This window comes from Chryseobacterium lathyri (assembly GCF_003290185.1).
Lineage (GTDB): Bacteria > Bacteroidota > Bacteroidia > Flavobacteriales > Weeksellaceae > Chryseobacterium > Chryseobacterium lathyri.
On record NZ_QNFY01000007.1, the window covers coordinates 229,053 to 254,239 of the forward strand.

The following is a 25,187-nucleotide window of genomic DNA, read 5'->3' on the forward strand; positions in this document are numbered from 1 at the left end:
ACTTTTTCTTTTATCAGTTTAACCTGCAAAACCATTTTTAATAGCAAAAACTGCAAGGCCGACCCGTGTTTTCAGGTCCAATTTGTCGCATAGCTGGTCGCGGTAGCTTTCTACAGTTCTCGGACTGCAACACATTCTGTCTGCAATTTCTTTATAGCTTAGTTCGGTGACAGTATATTTCAGGAATTCTCTTTCGCGGTCCGAAATTCTTACGGTATTTTCTGCTTCCTTATCTTTGTTCAGATTGGAAAATATAATTTTTGAAGCCCATTCCGGATAGAAAAAGCCGTCAGAATTTAATCTTGTTAATGCCGTTTCCAGATCTTTAGGGTGGGTATTTTTTAATAAGTATCCTTTTGCACCGTTTTTGATCATTTTAATGACACTGTTGTCATCGCCCTGCATGCTCAGTGCCATTACTTTAATCTCCGGATGATTCTGTGTGAGCCAGGCAGCGGTTTCAAAGCCGTCCATAATTGGCATACTGATATCTAGAAGGATGATGTCCGGGATTGCACCGTTGTCTTCAAATTTCTGGATCAGATCTTTACCATTCTCACACACATAGATTACTTCAAATTCATTAAAATTATCAATAATTCCTTCCAGAGCTTTGGCAATTAATACATGGTCATCAACAATTACTATTGTTTTTTTCATGGCTGTTTTTTTAAAATAATATTGAGTGTAGTTCCGGTATTCTTCTGACTTTCAAGACTGAAATCCGCACCTATAATGGCTGCCCTGTTTTTCATATTGGTCAGGCCAATGCCGTTGGATTTTATCTCGGTGCTGTCGAATCCAATACCGTCATCCCTGAGGTTGAGCTCCCAGAGTACTTCCTCGGAAGTATTCAGGTTGATAAAAATATTTTTACAGTTTGCATGCTTGATGCTGTTCTGAATAAATTCCTGTATGATCCGGAGAAGCACATTTTTGTGGACAAATCCAAGATCAAGCTGCTTAAAGTTGTGTTCAAAACTCACATGGCATCTTTTGAAACTGTTGGTATTATCTACCTCTTCCTGGATCAAAGTTACGATTTCCTTCTGGTTTATATTATCATCTGTCAGAGTTTTTGAAAGGCTTCGGAGGTCTTGTAGCGACTGATTTATAATTTGAGAAACCTGATCGATTCTCTCGTTTACTTCAGGAACCCTGTTTTCGTAAAGCAACTGTTGGGTATACAGGCTCACAAGTGTTAGTTTTTGGCCGATATTGTCATGAAGTTCACGTCCTATCTGCTGCATGGTGGCCTGCTGGATCTCAAGCTGTGTAGCCAGGAGTTCCCGTTTGTGGATTTCGTTTTTCACTTCAATTTTATTCAAATACTCTTTTTTACGCTGCTGATATTTCCTTATGTAAACTATTACTGCGGATACAAACAGTACAAAGAATATATTAAACAAAATTAATACGATGATGAGCTCTGTTTTCCCCATATGAATGAAATTGAAAATAATAGATACATTATAATTCCTGACATAAGAAAATAAGAAAAATAGATATAATGCAGCTCTTTGTATTCCTTAATAAGATTAAAGAATGTCCAGAATGGAAGTGTTCCTATATAAAATAATGTCACTCCAAGATTGATATAAAACATCTTGTTTCTGTTGAAGTTCAGGATTTCAGAAGAATTGATTTGTTTGTAATATTCCATGATCACCAATACCATTAAGAGCAGGCATCCGACTGTATAGTTAAAGGATAAAATGATCTTTTTCGTGGTGAAGAAGAATTCACTTGATACAAATGACAAAAGATACAGCAGGGACATGGTGTAGAACAGCTTTGGCCTGCCCAGTGATTTTGCAGCATAAAGCCAGTAAAAAAAAAGAAATTCAAGGGGAATTACAAAATAATTGAAAAAATTCTGTTTATTATATTCTATGATCAGGCCTCCCCATTTTCCGATGATTTCAGACAGGAAAATAATAATTAGATAAATGGAAAAATACTTCCAGTACTTTTCCTTATTATTACGATTATAGTAAATAACCGATATAACGGCTGCAAGTCCTTCTGTCCAGATCATGGATTCCTGAAGTATCTTCTGAAAATCAGTCATGTCAATTGTATAGTAAAAATAAATTAGTGATTGTGTTAAGGAAACATTTCAGCTTTAGGATTGTCTGGAGGTGATAATGCTCCGTGATTTTCAGCAAGGGTTTCAAGACCAGCCGGCTGTCCGGTTTTTGAAGCCATAGCTAAAACTGATTCTGAATTAAACGGACAGAAATCATAGTTAAGCATTTCCCCTGTTTCATCCGCTTTTTTCAGGGTCGGGATCATTACTAAAGTATGTCTTTCTGCATATTCTTTTTCTACAGGATGACTTTCCATAATGGCCCAGTCTTCGGCTTTTGGATAGGCAGCATAATAGAACCTGATGCCTAAATCTTCTTCAGTAACCTCAGGATTTACTTTTGCCGCTTCATTCTCAACACATGCTATAAATTTTTTCAGTTTAGGAAGATCAAACCATATGGCATGAGAATCCGTAATCCCCAATTCTTTATTAACAGCCTGCATCTGATTGTTTCTGTAGTTGCCTATTAACTGTTGAACAAGCTCTGAAGCAATGGTATTTGTGCTTGAGGCAGACTCGTTTGCTCCGGCCTCATAAGTAGATTTTGTTTTCATAACGTTAGTTTTATAAAAGAATGTTAGTTAGTAGTGCAAATCTCGTAAAAATTTCAAGGTAAACGGATGTGTTTTTTCCTGTTTATTTTCCGTGTTTTTACGGATTGCATATGGGCTGTAAAATAATATAGTCCAACTGACTTTTGGACTCCTATCTTATAACGGCTGTAATAAATAAAAAAGCCGGAGATTTTACTCCGGCTTATAGTTAAATACAAGGATATTTTTTGGGGTCCCTGCAGATATATCCTGTTGAACAGCACAGTCCTGCAGGGCAGTTCATATCGATGTCGCATTCTGTAATTGCAGACGATACACCACCACTGATTCTTTTTAAATCATTTCTTTTTAGCTTTTTCATACCATTATTTTAGTGGCTAGTCAATAAGACCAGGTCTGCATTCAGCCTGTCCACAATTGATGTTGATCTGTGAACAATGTTCTGTAGCACACGTTCCGCTGGTAGAGCCGTCAGGGTAAATTAATATATTGCAACTGCAGTCAATTTTTCCTCCTAAAATAGTTCTTAATGAACTTCTTTTTAATTTTTTCATGCTGATTTTGTTTTGGTTAGTAATTTTTTTGAATGATAAATGTAGTAATATTTCACATGATTATGATAAAAAAGTCAATAAAAAAATAAGTGATGCAGATTGGGCTGCACCACTTACTTACAAAAATAATATATATGAAAAAAACTACTTTACTGATCTGTCGGTCTGAAAACCAAACCTGTTTCTTCAAAATAATCTAAAGTGATTCTGTCACCGTCATTTACCTTTTCGGCCAGAATTTCTCTTGATAATTTATTTAATACTTCCTGCTGAATTACTCTTTTCAGCGGTCTTGCACCGAAGGAAGGGTCATAGCCTTTATTCATCAGGTAATCCAGGGCATCCTGAGTGGCGGTCATGATAATGTTTCGCTTGGAAAGCATATCATTATAGCCTCTCAGCTGATACTGAACAATTTTTCCGATCTCTTTTTTATTTAAAGGCTGGAATAATACCACTTCATCAATTCTGTTCAGGAATTCCGGACGGAGCGTTTGTTTCAGAAGATCAAAAACTTCATCCTTGGTTTTGCTGACGATCTCGTTCTGGTTTTCTTCTGTAATGTCTTCAAAATTCTCCTGGATCAGGTGTGAACCTAAGTTGGAAGTCATAATGATGATTGAATTTTTAAAATTCACCACACGTCCTTTATTATCTGTCAGGCGCCCGTCATCCAAAACCTGCAGCAAAGTGTTGAAAACATCCGGATGTGCTTTTTCAATTTCATCCAGAAGAACCACAGAATATGGCCTTCTTCGTACTGCTTCCGTCAGCTGTCCGCCTTCATCATATCCTACATATCCCGGAGGAGCACCTACCAGTCTGGAAACACTGTGTCTTTCCTGGTATTCACTCATATCAATCCTTGTCATATTATTCTCATCATCGAATAAATATTCAGCCAAAGCTTTAGCAAGTTCAGTTTTACCAACACCAGTTGTTCCTAAGAATAAGAAAGATCCGATTGGTTTTTTATCATCACTTAATCCGGCTCTGTTTCTTCTGATGGCATCCGCAACAGCTCCTATCGCTTCATCTTGCCCAACGACACGATGGTGAAGCTCAGTTTCAAGATTCAGAAGCTTTTCTCTTTCAGACTGGATAAGTTTGGTAACAGGAATTCCTGTCCATTTTGCAATGACTTCAGAGATGTTTTCAGAAGTTACTTCCTCTTTAATTAATTCATTCTGATGGTTCTGCATCTCCAGTTCAAGTTTCTGCAGAGCATCTTCTTTTTCCTTTATTTTTCCGTATTGAATTTCTGCAACTTTCGCATAATCTCCAGCCCTTGAGGCTTTTTCTGCTTCCAGTTTCAAAGACTCAATATCTTTTTTAATCTGTGTTAAATCCTCAGATTTTTGTTTTTCTTTCAGCCATTTCGCGTTGATCTCATTTCTTTCCTCAGAAATTTTTGAAATATCTTCTTTCAAATGATCAATTTTCGTTTGGTTGCCTTCTCTTGAAATGGCTGCCAATTCAATTTCCAGCTGCATCAGTTTTCTGTCCAGTACATCCAGTTCTTCCGGTTTTGAATTGATTTCCATTCTCAACTTCGCTGAAGCTTCGTCAATAAGGTCAATCGCTTTATCCGGTAAAAAACGGTCTGAAATATATCGCTGAGACATTTCCACTGCGGCAATGATCGCCTCATCTTTAATTCGTACTTTATGGTGAGCTTCATATTTATCTTTAATTCCACGAAGAATTGAAATGGCAGATTCCGTATCCGGCTCTTCCACCATTACTTTCTGGAAACGTCTCTCCAATGCTTTATCTTTCTCAAAATATTTTTGATATTCATTCAAGGTAGTGGCACCGATTGCTCTTAATTCTCCTCTTGCTAGAGCAGGTTTCAGGATATTGGCTGCATCCATTGCTCCCTCACCGCCTCCGGCGCCTACCAGAGTATGGATTTCATCGATGAATAGGATGATCTGCCCTTCAGACTTGATCACCTCATTCACCACAGATTTCAAACGTTCTTCGAATTCACCTTTGTATTTGGCTCCGGCAATTAGCGCCCCCATATCCAGAGAGTACAGCGTTTTGTCCATCAGGTTTTCAGGGATATCTCCCGAAATAATTCGGTGGGCAATACCTTCAGCAATGGCTGTTTTACCTACACCCGGCTCTCCGATAAGGATCGGATTGTTTTTAGTTCTTCTCGAAAGAATCTGAAGCACTCTTCTGATCTCTTCATCACGCCCGATTACCGGATCCAGTTTTCCTTCTGCTGCTAATTCGTTGAAGTTTTTAGCATATTTATTTAAGGATTGGTAAGTCTCTTCCGAACTGGCAGAAGTAGCCTTGCTTCCTTTTCTTAATTCTTTGATAGCACCTTCCAGCAGGCTTTTAGTAACGCCCATATCCTTAAGCATTTTGGATACTTCGGAACTGGTTTCCAGTAACGAAAGCCACAGATGCTCAATAGTTACATATTCGTCGCCCATTTTTTTAGCAATATTCGGGGCGTCCAGCAAAACTTTGTTCGCAGACTGGGAAAGATAAATATTCCCTCCCTGAACTTTTGGAAGTCTCTCAATATTTTCCCTGTTTCTTTCCCTTACCAGATTGGCATCCGCTTCAGATTTTTTTAGTAAGAAAGGTGAAATATTTTCATCTACCTGAAAAATTCCTTCAAGTATATGTTGTGGCTCAATACTCTGGTTACCAAATTCCATGGCAGTCTGCTGTGCTGCCTGGATGGCTTCTTGTGATTTTACAGTATATTGGTTTAAGTTCATATTTTTTATGTTTTTGGTAATATTTGTTTTTGGTTCAGTTTTAAAAAGACACCAAGAAACCAAATTTTCAGGCCCGGTTTCTTAATGCCATCAAGTTATTTAATCATTTAATCGATTACTGTATTTCAAAAATCATTCAATTATTAAATTTACAAAAAACATAGACAAAATTTCCGGATTATCTATTTTTAACGTTAAATTAACTTGACAAAATTTCCGATTCTTTAATATTGGCTTTGAAATAATGGAAAAACCGTCCGATTCGGGAAAAATTGAAAATAGAATGAAGGAGCGATTTTAATATTTAAAGGCTTTTTTATCTAAACTTAACCAGAAACTCCAAATAGAAAAATTGCTGATTTGACGGGGTCGTTTAGTAAAACTCCCGCTTCTGTGTTTAAAATCATAGTGTTAAATTAATTTATTAACCTCAGAATAATTACTTTTGCATTTTACCAGATGGAGCTTAAAGAAAAACAAAAGAAAATTTTAGACGTAGCCGTAGAACTTTTCAAAGAGAAAGGATATATGGGCAGCTCGGTTAGAGATCTTGCCACAAAACTTAATATCAAAGCTGCGTCACTGTATGCCCATATCCGTTCAAAGGAAGAAATTCTGGAATGGATTTGCTTTGGCATTGCACAGGATTTTTTTGATGAACTCCAGGAAGTGAAAAATACGGACATTGCTCCAAAAGATAAACTCAATTTATTTTTAGACAAGCATTTATCCGTCGTTCTTCAAAATCGTGATGTTACCCATATTTATTCTAATGAATGGAGACACCTTGAAGAAAGACTTCCTGAATTTATAGCATTGAGAAAGAACTATCAGGATGAGGTAGAGCAGTTAATTTCTGAGATCTACGATGCTGAAAAATGGGAACTGAAATCACCGACTTTTACGACAAGATTTATTCTTCATACCCTTAATAATTCCTATTTCTGGTTCAAAAGAAATACAGAATCCACTTCTGAAATTACAGATGAAATAAGAGCTAAGCTCCTGTATGGCTTGCTAGGAAATCAAAAGCAATAATTTTTTACCACAAAAGACACAAAAGCTTGTGCACAAGATTTACATTTTAAGCTGAATGTTTTAGTGCTGAAAATCGTATTTTTTATCCTTGGCAAGGTTTTAAACCTTGCCAAGGATGTTCAGGAATGACATGACCTAATAGTTACTCTCTTCAAGTATGAATGACAATAGCTTTGCTAGTTCCTTAATTATTTTTCCTTAAAAAAATCTTAATGGTTCAAATAAGAGCCTTCTCATGTAACCCTAATATTGGGACTGTTTACGGAAAAATAACTCATCGTACCCTATTCAGTTATTTAGAATCATTCAAAATGTGACAAAAGTCATAAAAATTTTGTCAGCATAGAAATTCTTTTTAAATTTACACCTAACAAGTGTTAGTTAGTAGGATATGGATTTTTCAGTTGAATATATAAAGCTCGACCAGTTGAGACAGCTTCAGTCTGAACGGTTGACAGATTTGGTCGGCTATCTTGAAGAGAGATCAGAATTTTATAGAGGGAAATTTAATGAATCAGGAATAGCTCCACAGGATATAAGGTCGATTGAAGATATCACGAAACTTCCTATAACTTACAAACAGGACTTGAGGGATCATTATCCGTTTGGACTTTTTACCGTTCCGAAAAATGAGCTGCAGAGAATTCACTGTTCCAGCGGAACTACAGGAAAACCTACAGTGGTGGGCTACACAAAAGAAGATGTGGATCTTTTCAGTGAAGTAGTTGCCAGATCATTATATGCAGCAGGAGCAAGACCGGGAATGCAGTTGCACAATGCTTACGGATACGGAATTTTTACCGGAGGGTTAGGGCTCCATTACGGAGCAGAAAAGTTGGGGATGAGCGTTCTTCCTATTTCGGGAGGAATGACCGCCAGACAGGTTGATCTGATTTTAGATTTTAAACCTGAAGTAATCTGCTGCTCGCCTTCTTATGCATTGACGATTGCGGATGAATTTACGAAAAGAGGAGTTTCTGCAGACGAAATCAGTTTGAAATATGCTGTTTTAGGCTCTGAGCCATGGACGGAAATTATCAGAAGCCATATCGAGGAAAGATTAGGCCTTCATGCAACGAATATCTATGGATTAAGCGAGATTATCGGTCCCGGAGTATCCATGGAGGATTTTGAAGAGAAAGGAGGTTCTTACATTTGGGAAGACCATTTTTATCCTGAAATATTGGATCCGGTGACGAAACAACCGGTTGCGTTTGGGGAAGAAGGGGTTCTGGTTATTACGACTTTAACGAAAAAAGCCATGCCGCTTTTACGGTATTGGACGAATGACATTACAAGTCTTTACTATGATGAAAATGCGAAGAGAACCATGGTGAAAATGAAACCTATCAAAGGAAGAGCAGACGATATGCTGATCGTAAGAGGGGTTAATGTATATCCAAGCCAGATCGAAGAGGCATTTTCACACGTAAAAGGAGTAGTTCCGAACTATTATCTTACACCGGTTGAAAAAGAGCAGATGTGTGTAGCATTGGATATCGACGTAGAAATTGATGATGAACTGGTGAAAGCTCAAAAAATAGATGCTAATACCGATGATTATTTTAATTTTGTCGGCAGCTTTGGAAAAAACATAGAAAACGAAATAAAAAAGAGGGTAGGAATTACCACGAAAGTAAAAATTCATGCCCAGGACAGCTTGCCTAAGTGCGAAGGCGGAAAAATTAATAGAATACTTAAAAAATAATGAATTCATTTTATAAACTTAAAACGGTAAAGGTTCAGAAAGATACTCCTGATGCGGTAAACGTAGCGGTAGAAGTTCCTGAGGAGCTGAAGGATAAATTCAGGTTCAAGCAAGGGCAGTATCTTAATTTCCGTATGATGATCAACGGGAATGAAGAAAGACGTTCTTATTCTATCTGCAACGCCCCGAGCGAAAAAAGCAACACACTGGAAGTGCTGGTAAAGCTTTTGGACGGCGGAAAGGTTTCAGGGTATTTCAATGAGCACCTTCATATGGATGAGGTACTGGAAGTAATGCCTCCGATGGGTGGTTTCAATACTTCTTATCACCCTACCAATGTGAAAACCTATGTGGGTTTGGCAGCAGGAAGCGGTATCAGTCCTGTTTTATCCAATATTAAAGAAAGCCTTTATCAGGAGCCGAACAGCTGCGCTTATCTTTTCTACAGCAACAGAAGCATGAATCATGTGATGAAAAGAGCTGAGATCGATAAACTGGTAGAGCATTTCAACGGAAGACTGAAGGTGATTTATCTGGTAAGCCGTGAAAAACATGAAGATCCTGTATTTGAAGGAAGAATTTCTGCTGAAAAATTAGAGCAGTTATTTGAAAGATATACAGATATTGATGTAAAAGAAGCCACTTATTTCATCTGCGGCCCTGCGGAAATGATTAAAGGGATTTCCGATTATTTAAAGAAAGATAAAAAAGTACCCGCCATTCAGGTTTTATTTGAATATTTCACTGCTCCTGATGATGAAAATTCTGAGGAGATGAGTGATGAATTCAAGGCCATTGCGAATATAGAAAGTATGGTGACGGTAATCATTGATGATGATGAATATTCGTTCCACCTTAATTCTAAAAAAGAGAGTATCTTAGATAAAGCATTAAAAGACAATCTTCCTGTACCTTTTGCTTGTAAGGGAGGAGTTTGCTGTACGTGTAAGGCGCAGGTTCTGGAAGGAGAAGTTTTCATGGAGAAAAATTTTGCGCTTACCGAAGACGAAGTAGCCAGAGGCTATGTTCTGACGTGTCAATGTCACCCGACAACGAATGTGGTGATGCTTAATTATGATGTGTAAAAATTAATGTAACAATCTAATAATTTGCCAGTGTAACAATCATTGGTACATTGTTAAACTGATACATTGCTAAATTGAAAATTATGGACTTAGAAAAATTTGTTCAATACGTTCACGAAGAAAATAAAGTAGAACCAAAAGATGTAATGCCTGATGATTACAGAAAACTGTTGGTTCGCCAAATTTCACAGCATGCCCATTCTGAGATTGTCGGAATGTTGCCGGAAGCCAACTGGATTTCAAGAGCCCCTTCACTGAGAAGAAAAATGGCTCTTTTAGCTAAAGTTCAGGATGAAGCAGGCCACGGTTTATACCTGTATTCTGCGACTGAAACCTTAGGAAACGGAACCATCAGAGCAGACAGAGACGCAACCTATGATGATATGTTGGAAGGAAAAGCAAAATATTCAAGTATTTTCAACTATCCTACATTGAGCTGGGCAGATATCGGCGCGATCGGTTGGTTGGTAGATGGTGCTGCAATCATGAATCAGGTAATGTTGATGGGGAATTCTTACGGTCCCTATTCAAGAGCGATGGTGAAAATCTGTAAAGAAGAATCTTTTCACCAAAGACAGGGCTACGAAATTCTAATGGCACTTTGCCGTGGTACAAAACAGCAGAAAGAAATGGCTCAGGCTTCGCTAAACCGCTTCTGGTGGCCGGCTTTGATGATGTTTGGTCCGAATGACGACAGCTCGCCAAACTCTAAAATCTCAATGAATTACAGAGTAAAAAGAGAAAGTAACGACAGTCTTCGTCAGAGATTTATCGACGTTACCGTTTCTCAGGCTGAATTTTTAGGATTAACCATTCCGGATAAAGATCTGAAGTGGAATGAAGAAAGACAGCATTACGATTTCGGAGAACTTCCATGGGATGAATTCATGGAAATCTTAAAAGGAAACGGACCTTGTAATAAGAAAAGATTACAGACCAAAGTAAAAGCACAGCAGGAAAACCTTTGGGTAAAAGAAGCAGCAATAGCTTTTGCAGAGAAACAACAAAAAGAAGTAATATAATAATGTAACAATATACCAATGTAAAAATGTAACAATCATTGTCATGCTGAGCTTGTCGAAGCATCTCATTGGTAAACTGTTATATTGATACATTGTTAAATTTAGAATTTGACTATGGCAAATTTAGATATGTGGGAAGTGTTTATTCAGACTAAACCGGGATTATCTCACAAACACGCAGGAATAGTGCAGGCACCAACAGCAGAAATGGCTTTGCAGAATGCAAGAGACGTTTACACCAGAAGAAAAGAAGGAACTTCTGTTTGGGTAGTGCCAAGTAAATATATCGTGACTTCAGAAGGAGTAGACAAGGAAGCTTTCTTTGATCCGGCAGATGACAAACTATACCGTCACCCGACATTCTATGATATTCCTAATGATGTAAAAAACATGTAATAAAGAAGTTAGAAGTTAGATTCTAGAATTTAGTCTAATTTCTAACCTCTAATTTCTAAATTCTATAAAAATGAATCCACTATATAATTATTTATTAAAGTTTGCCGATGACAGCTTCATCATGGGACAAAGGTTGTCTGCGTGGTGTGGTGAAGGTCCTTATTTAGAGGAAGATATTGCATTGACAAACATTGCATTGGACGAACTTGGCCAGGCCAATAACTTTTATGTATATGCATCAAGAGTTGCGGATAACGGTAAAAGTGAAGATGATCTAGCCTTCTTAAGATACGAGCATGAATACGTCAACGCACATTGGGTGGAACTTCCTAATGAAGATTATGCGCAGACCATTCTTAAAGTCTATGTATTCTCTGTATATCAGAAACTGATGTACGAGGCATTGTCAAATTCCGCAGATGAAGAACTTTCTGCACTCGCTCAGAAATCTTTAAAAGAAGTGAGATACCATTATACGCACGCTTCTTCCTGGATGAAAATTTTCGCTCAGGGAACAGAAGAAAGCCGTGAACGTTTAGTAAAATCTCTTGATAATATTTGGGAATATTCAAAAGGATTATTTGCGAAAGTTGAAGGGGAGGATGATTTAATTGCTTTAAATATCGCCCCGGACGGAGACGAATTGTACAAAGAATTCTTAGCCATCACACAAAAAGATTTTGCAGAATATGGATTGGAATACCCAGCAAATCCATTCATGCAGCCTAAATCCAGAACAGGATACCATACAGAATATTTCGGATTTATTCTTTGCGAACTTCAGTATATGCAGAGAGCGTATCCGGGATGTACGTGGTAATTCTAAATGTAACAATCTAGCAGTTTAGCAATGTAACAATTAATTGCTAGACTGTTAGATTGATAAATTGGTACATTTTAAAAATGAAAAATCCTTTAGAAATATTAGAATTAGTTCCTGATCCCGAAATTCCGGTAATCAATATTGTGGAATTGGGTATTGTAAGAGAAGCAAAAGTTACCAGCGAGAATACTTGTGAAATAACGATTACCCCTACTTATTCTGCCTGTCCTGCCATGTTCACCATTGAAGAAGACATTGTGAAGATCATGAAGGAAAACGGCTGGGATGCGAAAGTGGTAACCAAAATGTTCCCGATATGGACAACGGACTGGTTAACAGATGAAGCAAGAGAAAAACTTCGTATTTACGGAATCACACCTCCCGAAAAAGGAGCAGACGAACATCACATCGGGAAACCGAAAAAATGTCCGCGTTGTGGTTCTATGAATTCAAAACAGATCAGCAGATTTGGATCTACATTGTGTAAGGCTTCTTACCAGTGTCTGGACTGCCTGGAGCCTTTTGATTATTTTAAATGTCATTAAATGTTAAAAAGTCATTTTCAATAAATGACTTCATTATGTAAGTAATAAATGATACGACAGGTTTTGTCGTTAGTGGCACTTAGTTTTGCGTCAGTATCATTTTTTAATGATCTTATTTACAATAATCAACACAAAACATTTATTATGACAAATTGCAACAGCCAGAAATTTCCATCAACATGTCAAGAATCCACTCTTATTAAAACATTTCACAATACCGGAGAAGTTATCCGTTATCAGGAAATAGACCCTATTAGTGCCAGCTTATTAGATGGTGTTGTTCTGAGACAAGAAAACGGGAAATATTATAAAGCCATTTATACAGAGAATACCATTAATGTAGAATGGTACAGATGTACTTATCCCACTGATTTAGCAAATGGGACCGGAGATAAAGTCATGCTAACTAAAGCGATTAATACTGCGGGATATTTAGGAGCAACTTTAAGATTTGATGCGAAAGAATATATTCTTAATGAACAATTAAGTTTTGTAGATATTTCCTGTTTTAAACTTTTGGGAGATAAGCAGCATACAGTAATTAAATCAAATAGTAATCAACGATTTAATTCTTATTATTTAAAATTTACTAATTGTAATAATTTAGTCATAGATGGTATAAGGATTAACCAAAATAAAAGTAATTTACAGGTTTATACTCAGGCCGACTATGATAATGCAGGTAATGAATTAATGAGGGATTTTAATGGGGGTATCTACATTACAGATTCTACAGATATAGAGGTTACTAATTGTAGTTTTTTAGATCTATATACTCGAGGCCTTCAGTTTTATGGATGTAATGAAGGAGATATAAAAGTTACCCATAATTATTTTGAAAGTGAAATTCAGACCCAAATGTATAGAATGGAACATTTGGGACTTACACAATCCCATAATGTGAATTTTACAGTTGAAAATAATATTTTTAAAAACAAAGTACCAAGAGATGGGAGTGGCAATCCAATTCCTAATCCTGATCAAATGCCTTGTGGTATTTTTGCATTTGACTGTGGGCTCTTTGGTTCATTGCTTATTAATAATAATTATTTTGAATTTTGCGGTAGGAATAATACCGGACATCATAGGCTTTATGCAATAGATTTTTATGATAATGTGAATAATTTTATCATGACTAATAATGTATTTAGAAATACAACATGGGGAGCAATAAGGTTTGATTCAACTAGGAAAAATGCCGTTATCAGTAATAATATTATTCATCAATTGATTGCTGATGACAGTGGAATTATAAACTCATCAACACGAGGATCTCAAGTAGAATTCAAAAATATACTTATTAGCAATAACACCATCGAGACATCGAGTGATCAAAGCTTTGGTATTATATTACAATCACAGTATGATAATATTATTTCTGATAATATTAATATTCTAAATAACACTTTTAATAAACTGAAGCGAATAATAACAGTCATTGGCAATATCAGTAGCATTAATATTTCCAGTAATATTGCATCAGATGTTAGGGGTCCTGCAGTGGTATTTAAAGCTTATACATCTAATAATGTCTTTGATTCCAGTGGAAATATTACATCATCTACCCATAAAGTGACATCAACAGTTGGAAATGTGTTGATTAATAATAATAATTTTAAATCAATCCAAAGTGGAGAGGGTTTTGTTGGAATTCTAATAAATGGAGTAACTATATATTCCCAAAGTAACCTAGATATTTATAAAAATTTTACAAAGCGTTTTGTAATTTCAAATAATCTGATTTTTGGCAATACTCAGGGATATGGGATTACGATTAATTCAATTAATGAATTTGATCCTATGCCATCAGACCCTCAAGTTATTGCAGGAAACTCCTTAGATGGAAAAGTTACCATATCAAACAATGAAATCAGTGATGTTGGGCGCGGTCTTTATTTAAGATGTCATAAAACTATAGCAAAAGACAATATTCTTTTTAATTGTACTATAAATGCTATTTTAGAAGATTATACAGATAATATTAAATTCCAGAATTATTATAATAACACCCCTATATAAGAGGCAAAGGGGGAAAAACTTTTTTTTTAAATTATGCAAGAAAATATATTAAACATACCATCCCAGATTCCCGATCCCGAAATTCTCGTGATCAATATTATGGAATTGGATATGTAATGTATTAATAAATCAATGTACCAGTCTGACAATAATTGTTATACTGGTACATTGTTAAATTATTTTTGATGTTATGCAGAACTATTGATTGCTACATTGTTAAACTGCTATATTGTTACATTAAAGAGATTGCCACATTATTTTATATTGTTAAATTAGAGCAGTGTAATTTTTTAATTCTTTAATCATTTAATTTTAAATTTAAAACCATGTATACACAACTTGATATTGAAACGCATTTTGACGGAAAACTGAAAATTGCTTACCTCAATCAGCCGGAAACAATGAATGCGCTTACCAAGCCTTCTTTATCAGATCTGAAAGATTTTATTAAAGAATGCAGCGAAGATCCAACAGTAAGATGTGTGGCGATTTCGGGAAGAGGAAGAGCTTTCTGTTCCGGTCAGAATCTGGATGATGCTTTCGTACAGGGTAATGAGCACCATGATAACGATATCATCAGAAAAATTGTAGTGGATTACTACAATCCTTTGGTAACAGAAATCACGCGTTGTAAAAAACCTGTTGTGGCATTGGTAAATGGTCCTGCAGTAGGTGCAGGCGCGATGTTGGCATTGATCTGTGACTTTGTTTTGGCGGTAGATAAATCTTATTTTGCGCAGGCATTTTCAAATATCGGACTCATTCCTGATACGGGTGGAACTTATTTCCTTCCAAAATTATTGGGAAGACAATTGGCTAATTATTTAGCATTTACAGGTAAAAGACTATCAGCTGAAGAATCTAAATCTTACGGCTTAGTGGCTGAGGTGTTCACTGAAGAAGAATTTGCTCCGAAATCTATGGAGATTCTTGAGAAAATGTCAAATATGCCGACTGCGGCTATTAGATTAACTAAAAAAGCTTTCGCTCAATCTTATAACAACACATTAAAAGAGCAATTAGAATTAGAAGGCGATCTACAACAGGAAGCTGCAGAGACAGAAGATTTCATCGAAGGGGTAAACGCCTTTTTACAGAAAAGAAAACCTGATTATAAAGGGAAATAAAAGATTTTGTACAATGTAAAAAGTACAATGTACAGAGTACATTGCTGTGATCATACTTTTTACATTGTACATTTTACACAATACAGAACATGAACAATATCGGAATTATCGGGGCAGGAACCATGGGCGTAGGAATTGCTCAGGTGGCTGCAACAGCGGGATGCAAAGTCGTTTTATTCGATGCAAATGCTCCGCAGATAGATAAAGCACTATCAGGCTTAGAGAAAACACTTCAGAAATTAGTGGATAAAGCTAAAATTTCTCAGGAAAAAGCCACAGAAATCAGAAATAATATCGTGAAAGGTGAAGCTTTACAGGATCTGAAAGATTCCGATCTTGTGATAGAAGCCATCATCGAAAACAAAGACATAAAAACCAAAGTATTTACAGAGCTTGAAACCTATGTTTCGGACGACTGTATCATCGGTTCCAATACGTCATCCATTTCTATCACCTCTCTTGGTGCAGAATTAAAGAAACCTGAGCGTTTCATCGGAATTCACTTTTTCAACCCGGCGCCATTGATGCCTTTGGTTGAGGTGATTCCATCTTTATTAACAGAAAAATCATTACCGGAAAAAATCTACAACCTCATGAAAGATTGGGGTAAAATCCCAGTGATTGCTAAAGATATTCCCGGATTTATCGTCAACAGAATTGCCCGTCCTTATTATGGCGAAGGATTGAGAATTGTTGAAGAAAACATAGCAACTCCTGAACAGGTAGACGAAGCTATGAGAACATTAGGAAACTTTAAAATGGGACCATTTGAATTAATGGACCTAATTGGTGTTGATGTGAATTTTGCTGTAACGACAACCGTTTACAAAGACTATTTCTACGACCCGAAATACAAACCGTCTCTGCTTCAGCAAAGAATGGCCGAAGCTAAACTTCACGGCAGAAAAACCGGAAAAGGTTTCTATGATTACGCAGAAGGAGCAGAAAAACCGGTTGCTGAGAAAAATGATGCATTGTATCAGGAGATCTTTTTAAGGATCATCTCAATGTTGATCAACGAAGCCATAGAAGCTAAAAGATTAGGAATTGCCAACGATGAAGATATCGAGCTGGCAATGCAGAAAGGAGTCAATTATCCAAAAGGCTTACTAGGCTGGGGAAAAGAAATCGGCTACTCAAAAATCTCTGAAACTCTGCAAAATCTTTACGGAGAATATCAGGAAGAAAGATACAGACAGAGCCCCTTACTTCGTAAAATGTAACAATATATAAATCTAACAATGTAACAATCCTTTGATCATTCTGGGATTACTGAGGAATTTCTATTGGTAAATTGTTACATTGATACACTGTTAAATTAAAACAAATGACGCCGAAACAAGTTGCAGATTATATGTTTGATCAGGATTATTTTTCCCAATGGATGAATATCAAAATGATCGAAGTCAAAGAAAATTATTGTTTAATAGAAATGCCCATCAAGAAAGAGATGATCAATGGGCTTAAAACGGTTCACGGAGGGGTTACGTTCGCTTTTGCAGATTCTGCACTGGCATTTTCGTCCAACAGTTCCGGAGACGCAGCCGTTGCCCTGAACTGTATCATCAATTTTACCAAAGCGGGGAAAGAAGGTGATATTTTCAGAGCAGAAAGCATTCTGGTCAATGATACCAGAAAAACAGCGGTTTACGACATCAAGATCACCAATCAAAACAATGAGCTGATCGCAAAATTCGTCGGAACCGTTTACAAAATCGGAAAAAAAGTAACAGAACTATAAATAAAATGTACCAATTTGAAAATGTACCAATCTACCAATCCAATTGTTACATTGTTAAACTGATACATTGTTAAATTAATAAAAATGAACAACGTATACATCATAGACTACGTCAGAACTCCAATCTCAAAACTACAGGGCGCATTATCAGAAGTAAGAGCCGATGATCTGGCAGCCGTGGTTATTAAAGAAGTTATGGACAGAAACCCTGAAGTTCCTGCTGAGGAAATTGAGGACGTTATTTTCGGATGCGCTAATCAGGCGGGAGAAGATAACCGTAACGTGGCGAGAATGGCGCTTTTATTGGCCGGGCTTCCTTACAAAATCGGAGGAGAAACGGTCAACAGACTTTGTGCTTCCGGAATGTCGGCGGTGGCTAATGCTTTCCGTTCCATTGCTGCCGGAGAAGGTGAAATTTATATCGCCGGTGGAGTGGAACATATGACCCGTTCACCTTACGTAATGTCTAAGGCGGGGGCTGCTTTCGGAAGAGACAGCCAGATGTTTGATACCACTTTCGGATGGCGTTTTGTCAATCCTAAGATGAAAGAAATGTACGGGGTTGACGGAATGGGAGACACCGCTGAAAACTTAGCGGATATGCACAATATCAGTAGAGAAGATCAGGATAAATTTGCCCTTTGGTCTCAGCAGAAAGCGACAAAAGCTCAGCAAAGCGGAAGACTGGCGGAAGAAATTGTAAAAGTTGAAATTCCTCAGAAAAAAGGAGATCCTAAAATTTTTGATCAGGATGAATTCATCAAACCGACATCTTCTATGGAAGGTTTAGGAAAACTTCGTCCGGCTTTCAGAAAAGAAGGAACCGTAACGGCAGGAAATGCTTCAGGAATGAATGACGGAGCAGCAGCTCTTATCCTGGCCAGTGAAGAAGCCGTGAAAAAATATGGTTTAAAACCAAAAGCTAAGATCTTAGGATCTGCCGTAGCTGGTGTGGAACCAAGAATTATGGGAATCGGACCTGTAGAGGCGACCCAGAAACTATTAAAAAGATTAAATCTTTCCCTGGACGATATGGATATCATTGAACTGAACGAAGCATTTGCAGCACAGGCATTAGCTGTGACCAGAAGCTTAGGTTTGAAAGATGATGACTCAAGAGTAAATCCAAATGGAGGAGCTATCGCCATCGGTCACCCGCTGGGAGTTTCGGGAGCAAGAATCATTGGCTCTGCCGCTATTGAACTTCAGAAACAGGATAAGAAATATGCATTGTGTACCCTTTGTATTGGTGTCGGACAGGGCTATGCAATGGTCATTGAAAAAGTATAACTTTTTCAATAATGTAACAATATAAAATGTATCAATGTAACAATTCCTGTCATGCTGAGTCTGTTGAAGCATTTCAATTGGTAAACTACTAGATTGATACATTGTTAAATTAATTTTTTAATAAAAAAATTATGAACATCTACTCATACCACGGTATCCGCCCCATTATCAAGCCCTCTGCCTATATTCATCCGCAGGCGGTCATCATTGGGAATGTGGAAATCGGTGAAGAAGTATATATCGGACCCAATGCGGTGATCCGCGGTGACTGGGGGAAAATTATCATTAAAGACGGAGCCAATGTTCAGGAAAATTGTACCCTGCATGTGTTCCCGAATATTGAAACCATTCTTGAGGAATCAGCGCATATCGGACACGGAGCGATTATTCATTCCGGACATATCGGTAAAAACTGCCTGGTAGGAATGAATTCCGTCGTGATGGATAAAGCTGTTATCGGTGATGAATGCATCATCGGAGCATTGGCTTTTGTTCCGGCTAATTTCACCTGCGGACCAAGAAAACTGATCGTAGGAAGTCCTGCGAAAATCATCCGTGATGTTTCGGATGAAATGATTCACTGGAAAACAGAAGGAACCAAGCTGTACCAACAACTGGCTAGAGAAGGAAAAGAAGCTATTCTTCCATGTGAACCGTTCTCAGAATATGTAGAACAGACCGCGACCAAAACTGTGGATTACAGTATTTGGGCGGATTTAAAATAACTTTTAAACCTTATTCAAAAACGTATAAGGTTTTATGATACAATGAAAAAGAATATGATTAAAAAGATGCTTATTGCCTGTAGTATGCTGTTTGCTTTTCAGTTTATGGTTTTAGCCCAGAATGAAAAAGTAAAACCGTTGACTATCGGAGAGGTCAGAACATTTAAATCTAAGATTTTAAATGAAGACAGAATTTTAAACATTTATCTGCCGCAAGGTTTTGATAAAACAAAATCATACCCGGTGATCTATCTGCTGGATGGCTCAATGAATGAAGACTTTATCCATGTTTCAGGATTGATACAGTTCTTTAATCAAATGTATGCCATGCCGGAAACCATCGTGGTAGGAATTGCCAATATAGACAGAAAGAGAGATTTTACCTTTCATACAGATATGAAAGATTTACAGCAGGATTATCCTACAACAGGACATTCAGATAAGTTTATTGATTTTCTGGATAAAGAACTACTTCCTTACATAGGAAAGCAGTATAAAACAACAGAGAAATATATATTCGGACAGTCACTGGGTGGGCTTCTTGCTACAGAAATCCTTTTCAAAAAGCCGGAAATGTTCAATAATTATTTTATCATCAGCCCAAGTTTGTGGTGGGATGATCAGAGTTTATTGAAACAGGCTCCTCAATGGCTATCCAAAAGCCCTGATACGAAAAAATTTATTTATGTTTCTGTAGGAAAAGACGAACATCCTGTAATGGTAAAAGATGCAGGATCTCTTTATGATGTATTGAAGCAGGCAGGTAAAAAGAACTGGACTGTTGAATATAAAATGATGGAAACAGACAATCATGCTACCATTCTTCACAGAAGTTTGTATGAAGGTCTGGTAAAATTATTCCCGTATAAAGAGCCCAAAAAGTAAACCATCAAAACACGAATCATGAGATATTTATTTTTCGCCATTTTCTTTTCAGTTTTAATCAGCGCTCAGAAAAAGCAGGATAAGAAAATTAATGTAAAGCTTAAAAATGAATTGGCCACGATTCAAAAAGATGATCAAATCTACCGTGAGCTGATGGAGTCTGACGTTTCCCAGGAGCAAAAGGAAAAGGTCATGAAAGAAAAAAATATCAGTAAGGAAGATGTTACGGATAGAATATGGAGGCTAATGGACGAGCAGGATAAGATCAATCTTGAAAAAGTTGAAAAAATTATTGCAGAATATGGTTATCCCGGAAAATCTCTAGTAGGAGAGCCGGAAAACGAAACCACATGGTTGGTTATTCAGCATTCTCCAAAAATTAATCAATATATGGCAATTATTAAAACGGCTGTTGATCATAAAGAAATTCCGTTTAGGTTGTATGCCATGATGCTGGACAGACAATTAATGGATGATGGGAAAGAACAGATCTATGGAACTCAGGGATTTTCTTCTTATGATGGAGAGAAAGAAAGCGAGCCTATTATCTGGCCTATTAAAGATGTTAAAAACGTAAACAAACTCAGAAAAGAAGCCGGTTTTGAAGATACGGTGGAACGTTATGCCAAGCGTCTCTATGGAAAGAGTTTTGTTTTTAAAAATTATACTTTGGATGAAGTGTTAAAGTTTAGAGGTGATAAGAAAACTGAAGAAAAACCACTCAACCTTGAGCTCAAAAAAGAGCTTGCGCAGATCTATAAAGACGATCAGATCTACCGTGAGCTGACACAACCCAACATTACACCCGAAAGAAAGGCAGAAATCATAAAAGAGAAAAACCTCTCTACAGAAGACGTGAGTACGGGGCTTATCAAATTGATGGATGATCAGGATCAGAAGAATCTGGTTAAAGTTGAAAAGATCATTGAAAAATATGGCTATCCCGGAAAATCTATGGTGGGTGAACCTGAGAATTATGCCGTATGGTATGTTATCCAGCATTCCCCTAAAATTGAGAAGTACCTTCCTCTGATCAAAAAAGCGGCCGATGAAAAAGAACTGCCTTTCAGACTCTATGCCATGATGTTGGACAGAAAGCTCATGTACGAAAATAAAGAGCAGATTTATGGAACGCAGATCCGTTCAGTTTTTTCAACAAAAAACGGGAAAACAGAAACTCTGTCATTTGTGTGGCCGATAAAAGACCCGGAGCATGTCAACGAACTGAGAAAGAATTCAGGATTTGGCAGGACCATCGAAGATTATGCTAAAGATGCAGGAGGCTTCGAATACAAAAAATATACATTGAAAGAAGCCTTGGATCTTCTTCAGAAAAAGAAATAAATGACAGATCGTCTAAAGAAATATTGGATTTTCCTGTTGATTGCCCTTATCGGAATCAATTATGCGGGATTCTATCTGTTATGGAAATCAATGGGTATTTCCGATGCGCTGGAACATGTAGAATCAGAACAGGTGATCAGAAAGCTGAAACAGAAGGATTTTTCTCTTATTCTGCTGTTGTTGTTTATGGGAGGAAGGAAAATAGTACAACTCATTATTAAAAAATAAACTTTAGAATTAATAAAGAAGAAATGACCATCGCAGAGCATTTTGAGTCCGGATGTATTTATCATATATACTCGCATGCCAACGGAAAAGATTTGCTATTCGTAGAGGATAGTAATTATCAGTATTTTCTGGATAGGTTATTAAAATATATTATTCCAGTAGCAGGAATCTATGCTTATTGTTTGATGCCAAATCATTTTCATTTATTAATAAGATTTAAAGACTTAGCGGGTGATAAGATTGATGATGAGCATCAACATCTGATGAGACCATTCAGTAACTTTCTGAATAGTTATGCTAAAGCTTACAATAGAAGATATAATAGGAAAGGAGCTCTCTTTCTTGACTTCCTAAGACGGAAGAGAGTTCAGGATGAAAAATACTTGCTTAAATTATTACATTATATTCATAATAATCCTGTACATCATGGTTTTGTCAGTCAGGCTGAAAAATGGAAATACTCTTCATATAATTCTTACACAAATGTGGAAAAGCCTAGTAGCATTGAAAGAGAAGAAATGTTGAAATACTTTGATTCAAAAGAGGACTTTCTTGGTTATCATAAATCTAGTGTAGAATATGATTTTATGAATTTAGAATAAACGGTTCGCAAACCTTATAGGTTTTTAAAACCTATAAGGTTTAAAGAAAAAGTAGGATTTTTTAGACATTAAAAAGAAATAAAAAGTTAAAAATAATATGGAAAAACTGAAAAATTACATCTACGGAGAATGGGTAGAAGGTTCCGGAAACGGAGTTCCTTTATACAATGCCGTTACAGGCGAGCAGGTTGCTGTTTCAGATACAGAAGGGCTTAATTTTGAGCAGGCTCTCGACTACGGAAGAACAGTAGGCTACAAAAACCTTTCTTCCATGACGTTTTATGACAGAGGAGAGATGCTGAAAAAAGTGGCTCTTTATCTTTTGGAAAGAAAGAAAAAATATTACGAATTATCATATAAAACCGGAGCTACCCACGCAGATTCATGGGTAGATATAGAAGGAGGTTTCGGTACTTTCTTTACCTATTCCGGGTTGGCAAAAAGAATGCTTCCCAACACTCCGTTCTGGGTGGATGGAGAAACTCAGAAAATCTCCGCGAATGGAACTTTTCTGGGAACTCACATTCTAACACCAAGCGAAGGAGTTTCTATACAGATCAATGCTTATAACTTTCCGGTTTGGGGAATGTTGGAAAAATTATCAACATCTCTGTTGGCAGGTGTTCCTTCTATTGTAAAACCATCTCCTTACGGTTCTTACCTGACGAATGCTGTTTTCCAGGATATGATCGAAAGTGGAGTACTTCCGGAAGGTGCGCTTCAATTGGTTTGTGGTGAACCGGGAAATATTCTGGATTATGTTCAGGATGGAGATTCAGTATTGTTTACAGGTTCTGCCCATACAGGAAGGAAACTGAAATCAATGCCTTCTATCGCTGGAAATGCAGTGCGTTTCAATATGGAAGCAGATTCTCTGAACTGTTCAATTTTAGGTCTGGATGCAAAACCGGGAACTCCTGAATTTGATCTCTTCATTAAAGAAGTACGTAATGAAATGACCACAAAAGCAGGTCAGAAATGTACGGCAATCAGAAGAATTATTGTTCCTGAACACCTGATCGGAGATGTTCAGAATGCCTTATCTAAAGCTTTAGATCAAACCAAAATCGGAAACCCGTTGAGCAGAGAAACCAGAATGGGGTCATTGGTAGGAAAACAGCAGTACGATGAGGTCGTTAGAAAAGTAAATATTCTAAAATCAGAAACAGAATTAGTTTACGACGGAAAGCATGAACTTGTAGATGCAGACTATGATAACGGTGCATTCATGAGCCCAAAACTGTTCTTAAACGATAAACCTTTCGAGAAAAACATCTCTCACGATGTAGAAGCGTTCGGACCGGTTTCTACGTTAATGCCTTACAAGGATGCCGAAGAGGCAGCGGCTCTTGCTAAAAGAGGAAAAGGAAGTTTGGTAGGGTCTATCATTTCCCACGATGAAACCTTTATCGCAGAAACTTCATGGAAAATGGCTTCCCAGCACGGTAGAATTTTTGTGCTGAACAGAGACAACGCCAAAGAAAGTACAGGTCACGGTTCTCCGCTGCCTACTTTGATGCATGGTGGTCCGGGAAGAGCTGGTGGAGGCGAGGAAATGGGCGGACTGAACGGTCTTCATTTCTTCCTTCAGAAAACAGCGATTCAGGGTTCTCCGGATGTATTGAAGGCGATTACAAAAGTATATCAGCAGGGTGCAGAGAAAAAATTCTCAGACAAGCATCCGTTCCAGAAATATTTCGAAGAAATTGAGGTAGGAGATTCATTGGAAACGGCCGGGAGAACGGTTACTGATGCAGATATCGTTAATTTTTCCAACGTTTCTTGGGATCATTTCTATGCCCATACCGATGCTACAAGCTTAACCGGAACTATTTTCGATAAAACAGTGGCTCACGGATATTTCATTCTTTCTGCAGCAGCAGGACTGTTTGTTTCAGGGAAAAAAGGTCCGGTTATCGCAAACTACGGATTGGAAAACTGTTCATTCTTTAAACCGGTATATGCAGGAGATACCATCACCGTCTATTTAACCGCAAAAGAAAAAATAAACAGAGGGGTAAAAGGAAGAAACATTCCTTCCGGCGTTGTAAAATGGCTGGTGGAAGTTGTTAACCAGAGAGATGAGATCGTTTGTGTAGCGACGATCTTAACATTGGTGGCAAAACAATCTCCTTTCATCGATCTGAATGTGAAAAATGTTCAGAAGATATTGGGTGGTTTAACAGAAACGACATCGTCAAACTGGGGTGAAATGTCTCCTCAGCAAATGATCGAACACTTGGAACATGGAGTTCTGGTAAGTTTAGGCGAACCGGAAGCTGACAAATGCTTTACACCGGAAGAGCAATTGGAAAAATGGCAGGACTCTCTTTATAACCATAGAAAAATGCCGAAAGATTTCCCTGCTCCATTCCTGGCTGAAGATGAAACTTTACTGGAATTAAAGCATAAAAATCTGGATGCTGCCAAACAGTCTTTCCTGGATAACTTACAGAGATTTACAGTCTATTACAGAGAAAATCCACAGGCTGAGCATATGAACTTCGTGTTCGGAAAACTGAATAAAGAAATGTGGGAGCTGATGCACAAAAAACATTTTACGCACCACTTTGAGCAGTTTGGATTGATTTGATTCAAAATATAATATAAATTTATAATCCCTTTTGGTTTTTACTGAAAGGGATTTTTTTATGGTCCTTGCCAA

25 protein-coding genes are annotated in these 25,187 nt (G+C 37.3%); 18 read left to right on the top strand and 7 right to left on the bottom strand.

Features of this window, described 5'->3' with window-relative positions:
• Positions 1–18: 18 nt before the first annotated feature.
• The 7 genes from DRF61_RS11995 to clpB all read right to left on the bottom strand — a co-directional run bounded on the left by DRF61_RS11995 (position 19) and on the right by clpB (position 5,944).
• Complete coding sequence (locus tag DRF61_RS11995; protein ID WP_111957291.1) at positions 19–660, bottom strand: response regulator transcription factor; 642 nt, start codon at positions 658–660, stop codon at positions 19–21.
• Complete coding sequence (locus tag DRF61_RS12000; protein WP_223558295.1) at positions 657–1,328, bottom strand: sensor histidine kinase; 672 nt, start codon at positions 1,326–1,328, stop codon at positions 657–659. The genes DRF61_RS11995 and DRF61_RS12000 overlap by 4 nt, the downstream gene beginning before the upstream one ends.
• 83 nt (positions 1,329–1,411) lie before the next feature.
• The gene (locus DRF61_RS12005; RefSeq protein WP_111957295.1) at positions 1,412–2,071 is read right to left on the bottom strand and encodes a hypothetical protein; all 660 of its coding nucleotides are present in this window, start codon (positions 2,069–2,071) and stop codon (positions 1,412–1,414) included.
• 35 nt (positions 2,072–2,106) lie between these two features.
• On the bottom strand, positions 2,107–2,646 hold the full coding sequence (locus DRF61_RS12010; RefSeq protein ID WP_111957297.1) for a hypothetical protein: 540 nt from the start codon (positions 2,644–2,646) through the stop codon (positions 2,107–2,109).
• Between the two features lie 208 nt (positions 2,647–2,854).
• Entirely contained in the window at positions 2,855–3,007 is a 153-nt protein-coding gene (locus tag DRF61_RS22645) for a hypothetical protein (RefSeq protein ID WP_157963381.1), read from the bottom strand.
• 16 nt (positions 3,008–3,023) lie between these two features.
• Entirely contained in the window at positions 3,024–3,200 is a 177-nt protein-coding gene (locus DRF61_RS22795) for a hypothetical protein (RefSeq protein WP_167409422.1), read from the bottom strand.
• A gap of 149 nt (positions 3,201–3,349) precedes the next feature.
• Entirely contained in the window at positions 3,350–5,944 is a 2,595-nt protein-coding gene (gene clpB, locus DRF61_RS12015; protein ID WP_111957299.1) for an ATP-dependent chaperone ClpB, read from the bottom strand.
• Between the two features lie 459 nt (positions 5,945–6,403).
• Between clpB and DRF61_RS12020 the strand changes: the two genes are divergently transcribed.
• From DRF61_RS12020 to paaZ, 18 genes are all read left to right on the top strand, one after another.
• Positions 6,404–6,982 (top strand): TetR/AcrR family transcriptional regulator, encoded by a 579-nt coding sequence (locus DRF61_RS12020; RefSeq protein WP_111957301.1) that lies wholly within the window; start codon positions 6,404–6,406, stop codon positions 6,980–6,982.
• A 391-nt stretch (positions 6,983–7,373) separates the two neighbouring features.
• On the top strand, positions 7,374–8,690 hold the full coding sequence (locus DRF61_RS12025) for a phenylacetate--CoA ligase family protein (RefSeq protein WP_111957303.1): 1,317 nt from the start codon (positions 7,374–7,376) through the stop codon (positions 8,688–8,690).
• Positions 8,690–9,775, top strand: coding sequence for a 2Fe-2S iron-sulfur cluster-binding protein (locus DRF61_RS12030; RefSeq protein ID WP_111957305.1), 1,086 nt, complete (start codon positions 8,690–8,692; stop codon positions 9,773–9,775). Before DRF61_RS12025 ends, DRF61_RS12030 begins: the two co-directional genes overlap by 1 nt.
• An 83-nt stretch (positions 9,776–9,858) precedes the next feature.
• Complete coding sequence (gene paaA / locus DRF61_RS12035) at positions 9,859–10,797, top strand: 1,2-phenylacetyl-CoA epoxidase subunit PaaA (protein WP_111957307.1); 939 nt, start codon at positions 9,859–9,861, stop codon at positions 10,795–10,797.
• 114 nt (positions 10,798–10,911) lie between these two features.
• Positions 10,912–11,193, top strand: a complete 282-nt coding sequence (gene paaB / locus DRF61_RS12040; protein ID WP_034725794.1) for a 1,2-phenylacetyl-CoA epoxidase subunit PaaB — start codon at positions 10,912–10,914, stop codon at positions 11,191–11,193.
• Between the two features lie 70 nt (positions 11,194–11,263).
• Positions 11,264–12,013, top strand: a complete 750-nt coding sequence (gene paaC, locus DRF61_RS12045) for a 1,2-phenylacetyl-CoA epoxidase subunit PaaC (protein WP_111957309.1) — start codon at positions 11,264–11,266, stop codon at positions 12,011–12,013.
• Positions 12,014–12,096: 83 nt separating this feature from the next.
• Positions 12,097–12,561 carry a 1,2-phenylacetyl-CoA epoxidase subunit PaaD gene (gene paaD, locus DRF61_RS12050; RefSeq protein ID WP_111957311.1) on the top strand — a complete coding sequence of 155 codons (465 nt, stop codon included), beginning with the start codon at positions 12,097–12,099 and terminating at the stop codon, positions 12,559–12,561.
• Positions 12,562–12,705: 144 nt separating this feature from the next.
• The gene (locus tag DRF61_RS12055; RefSeq protein ID WP_146897179.1) at positions 12,706–14,580 is read left to right on the top strand and encodes a right-handed parallel beta-helix repeat-containing protein; all 1,875 of its coding nucleotides are present in this window, start codon (positions 12,706–12,708) and stop codon (positions 14,578–14,580) included.
• A 326-nt stretch (positions 14,581–14,906) separates the two neighbouring features.
• Positions 14,907–15,707, top strand: a complete 801-nt coding sequence (locus DRF61_RS12060; RefSeq protein WP_111957315.1) for an enoyl-CoA hydratase/isomerase family protein — start codon at positions 14,907–14,909, stop codon at positions 15,705–15,707.
• Between the two features lie 89 nt (positions 15,708–15,796).
• Complete coding sequence (locus DRF61_RS12065) at positions 15,797–16,930, top strand: 3-hydroxyacyl-CoA dehydrogenase NAD-binding domain-containing protein (RefSeq protein WP_111957317.1); 1,134 nt, start codon at positions 15,797–15,799, stop codon at positions 16,928–16,930.
• A gap of 104 nt (positions 16,931–17,034) precedes the next feature.
• Positions 17,035–17,448 (top strand): PaaI family thioesterase, encoded by a 414-nt coding sequence (locus DRF61_RS12070; RefSeq protein ID WP_111957319.1) that lies wholly within the window; start codon positions 17,035–17,037, stop codon positions 17,446–17,448.
• An 84-nt stretch (positions 17,449–17,532) separates the two neighbouring features.
• A complete protein-coding gene (pcaF, locus tag DRF61_RS12075; RefSeq protein WP_111957321.1) occupies positions 17,533–18,738 on the top strand; it encodes a 3-oxoadipyl-CoA thiolase in 1,206 nt (401 codons plus the stop codon).
• A 131-nt stretch (positions 18,739–18,869) separates the two neighbouring features.
• The gene (locus DRF61_RS12080) at positions 18,870–19,463 is read left to right on the top strand and encodes an acyltransferase (RefSeq protein WP_034725774.1); all 594 of its coding nucleotides are present in this window, start codon (positions 18,870–18,872) and stop codon (positions 19,461–19,463) included.
• 42 nt (positions 19,464–19,505) lie between these two features.
• A complete protein-coding gene (locus DRF61_RS12085; RefSeq protein ID WP_228452696.1) occupies positions 19,506–20,348 on the top strand; it encodes an alpha/beta hydrolase in 843 nt (280 codons plus the stop codon).
• A gap of 18 nt (positions 20,349–20,366) precedes the next feature.
• Positions 20,367–21,692, top strand: a complete 1,326-nt coding sequence (locus DRF61_RS22910) for a DUF6624 domain-containing protein (RefSeq protein WP_228452698.1) — start codon at positions 20,367–20,369, stop codon at positions 21,690–21,692.
• Entirely contained in the window at positions 21,693–21,920 is a 228-nt protein-coding gene (locus DRF61_RS12095) for a hypothetical protein (RefSeq protein WP_111957323.1), read from the top strand. It begins immediately after the preceding gene.
• Positions 21,921–21,943: 23 nt separating this feature from the next.
• Positions 21,944–22,522 (top strand): transposase, encoded by a 579-nt coding sequence (locus DRF61_RS12100; RefSeq protein WP_111957325.1) that lies wholly within the window; start codon positions 21,944–21,946, stop codon positions 22,520–22,522.
• 97 nt (positions 22,523–22,619) lie between these two features.
• Complete coding sequence (paaZ, locus tag DRF61_RS12105) at positions 22,620–25,115, top strand: phenylacetic acid degradation bifunctional protein PaaZ (RefSeq protein ID WP_111957327.1); 2,496 nt, start codon at positions 22,620–22,622, stop codon at positions 25,113–25,115.
• The last annotated feature ends 72 nt before the right edge of the window (positions 25,116–25,187 follow it).

Bases quoted from the DNA above. Each gene is read 5' to 3' on its own strand.
- DRF61_RS11995 (WP_111957291.1), bottom strand. From the start codon at position 660: ATGAAAAAAACAATAGTAATTGTTGATGACCATGTATTAATTGCCAAA.
- DRF61_RS12005 (WP_111957295.1), bottom strand. From the start codon at position 2,071: ATGACTGATTTTCAGAAGATACTTCAGGAATCCATGATCTGGACAGAA.
- DRF61_RS12010 (WP_111957297.1), bottom strand. From the start codon at position 2,646: ATGAAAACAAAATCTACTTATGAGGCCGGAGCAAACGAGTCTGCCTCA.
- DRF61_RS22645 (WP_157963381.1), bottom strand. From the start codon at position 3,007: ATGAAAAAGCTAAAAAGAAATGATTTAAAAAGAATCAGTGGTGGTGTA.
- DRF61_RS22795 (WP_167409422.1), bottom strand. From the start codon at position 3,200: ATGAAAAAATTAAAAAGAAGTTCATTAAGAACTATTTTAGGAGGAAAA.
- clpB (WP_111957299.1), bottom strand. From the start codon at position 5,944: ATGAACTTAAACCAATATACTGTAAAATCACAAGAAGCCATCCAGGCA.
- DRF61_RS12020 (WP_111957301.1), top strand. From the start codon at position 6,404: ATGGAGCTTAAAGAAAAACAAAAGAAAATTTTAGACGTAGCCGTAGAA.
- DRF61_RS12025 (WP_111957303.1), top strand. From the start codon at position 7,374: ATGGATTTTTCAGTTGAATATATAAAGCTCGACCAGTTGAGACAGCTT.
- DRF61_RS12030 (WP_111957305.1), top strand. From the start codon at position 8,690: ATGAATTCATTTTATAAACTTAAAACGGTAAAGGTTCAGAAAGATACT.
- paaA (WP_111957307.1), top strand. From the start codon at position 9,859: ATGGACTTAGAAAAATTTGTTCAATACGTTCACGAAGAAAATAAAGTA.
- paaB (WP_034725794.1), top strand. From the start codon at position 10,912: ATGGCAAATTTAGATATGTGGGAAGTGTTTATTCAGACTAAACCGGGA.
- paaC (WP_111957309.1), top strand. From the start codon at position 11,264: ATGAATCCACTATATAATTATTTATTAAAGTTTGCCGATGACAGCTTC.
- paaD (WP_111957311.1), top strand. From the start codon at position 12,097: ATGAAAAATCCTTTAGAAATATTAGAATTAGTTCCTGATCCCGAAATT.
- DRF61_RS12055 (WP_146897179.1), top strand. From the start codon at position 12,706: ATGACAAATTGCAACAGCCAGAAATTTCCATCAACATGTCAAGAATCC.
- DRF61_RS12060 (WP_111957315.1), top strand. From the start codon at position 14,907: ATGTATACACAACTTGATATTGAAACGCATTTTGACGGAAAACTGAAA.
- DRF61_RS12065 (WP_111957317.1), top strand. From the start codon at position 15,797: ATGAACAATATCGGAATTATCGGGGCAGGAACCATGGGCGTAGGAATT.
- DRF61_RS12070 (WP_111957319.1), top strand. From the start codon at position 17,035: ATGACGCCGAAACAAGTTGCAGATTATATGTTTGATCAGGATTATTTT.
- pcaF (WP_111957321.1), top strand. From the start codon at position 17,533: ATGAACAACGTATACATCATAGACTACGTCAGAACTCCAATCTCAAAA.
- DRF61_RS12080 (WP_034725774.1), top strand. From the start codon at position 18,870: ATGAACATCTACTCATACCACGGTATCCGCCCCATTATCAAGCCCTCT.
- DRF61_RS12085 (WP_228452696.1), top strand. From the start codon at position 19,506: ATGAAAAAGAATATGATTAAAAAGATGCTTATTGCCTGTAGTATGCTG.
- DRF61_RS22910 (WP_228452698.1), top strand. From the start codon at position 20,367: ATGAGATATTTATTTTTCGCCATTTTCTTTTCAGTTTTAATCAGCGCT.
- DRF61_RS12095 (WP_111957323.1), top strand. From the start codon at position 21,693: ATGACAGATCGTCTAAAGAAATATTGGATTTTCCTGTTGATTGCCCTT.
- DRF61_RS12100 (WP_111957325.1), top strand. From the start codon at position 21,944: ATGACCATCGCAGAGCATTTTGAGTCCGGATGTATTTATCATATATAC.
- paaZ (WP_111957327.1), top strand. From the start codon at position 22,620: ATGGAAAAACTGAAAAATTACATCTACGGAGAATGGGTAGAAGGTTCC.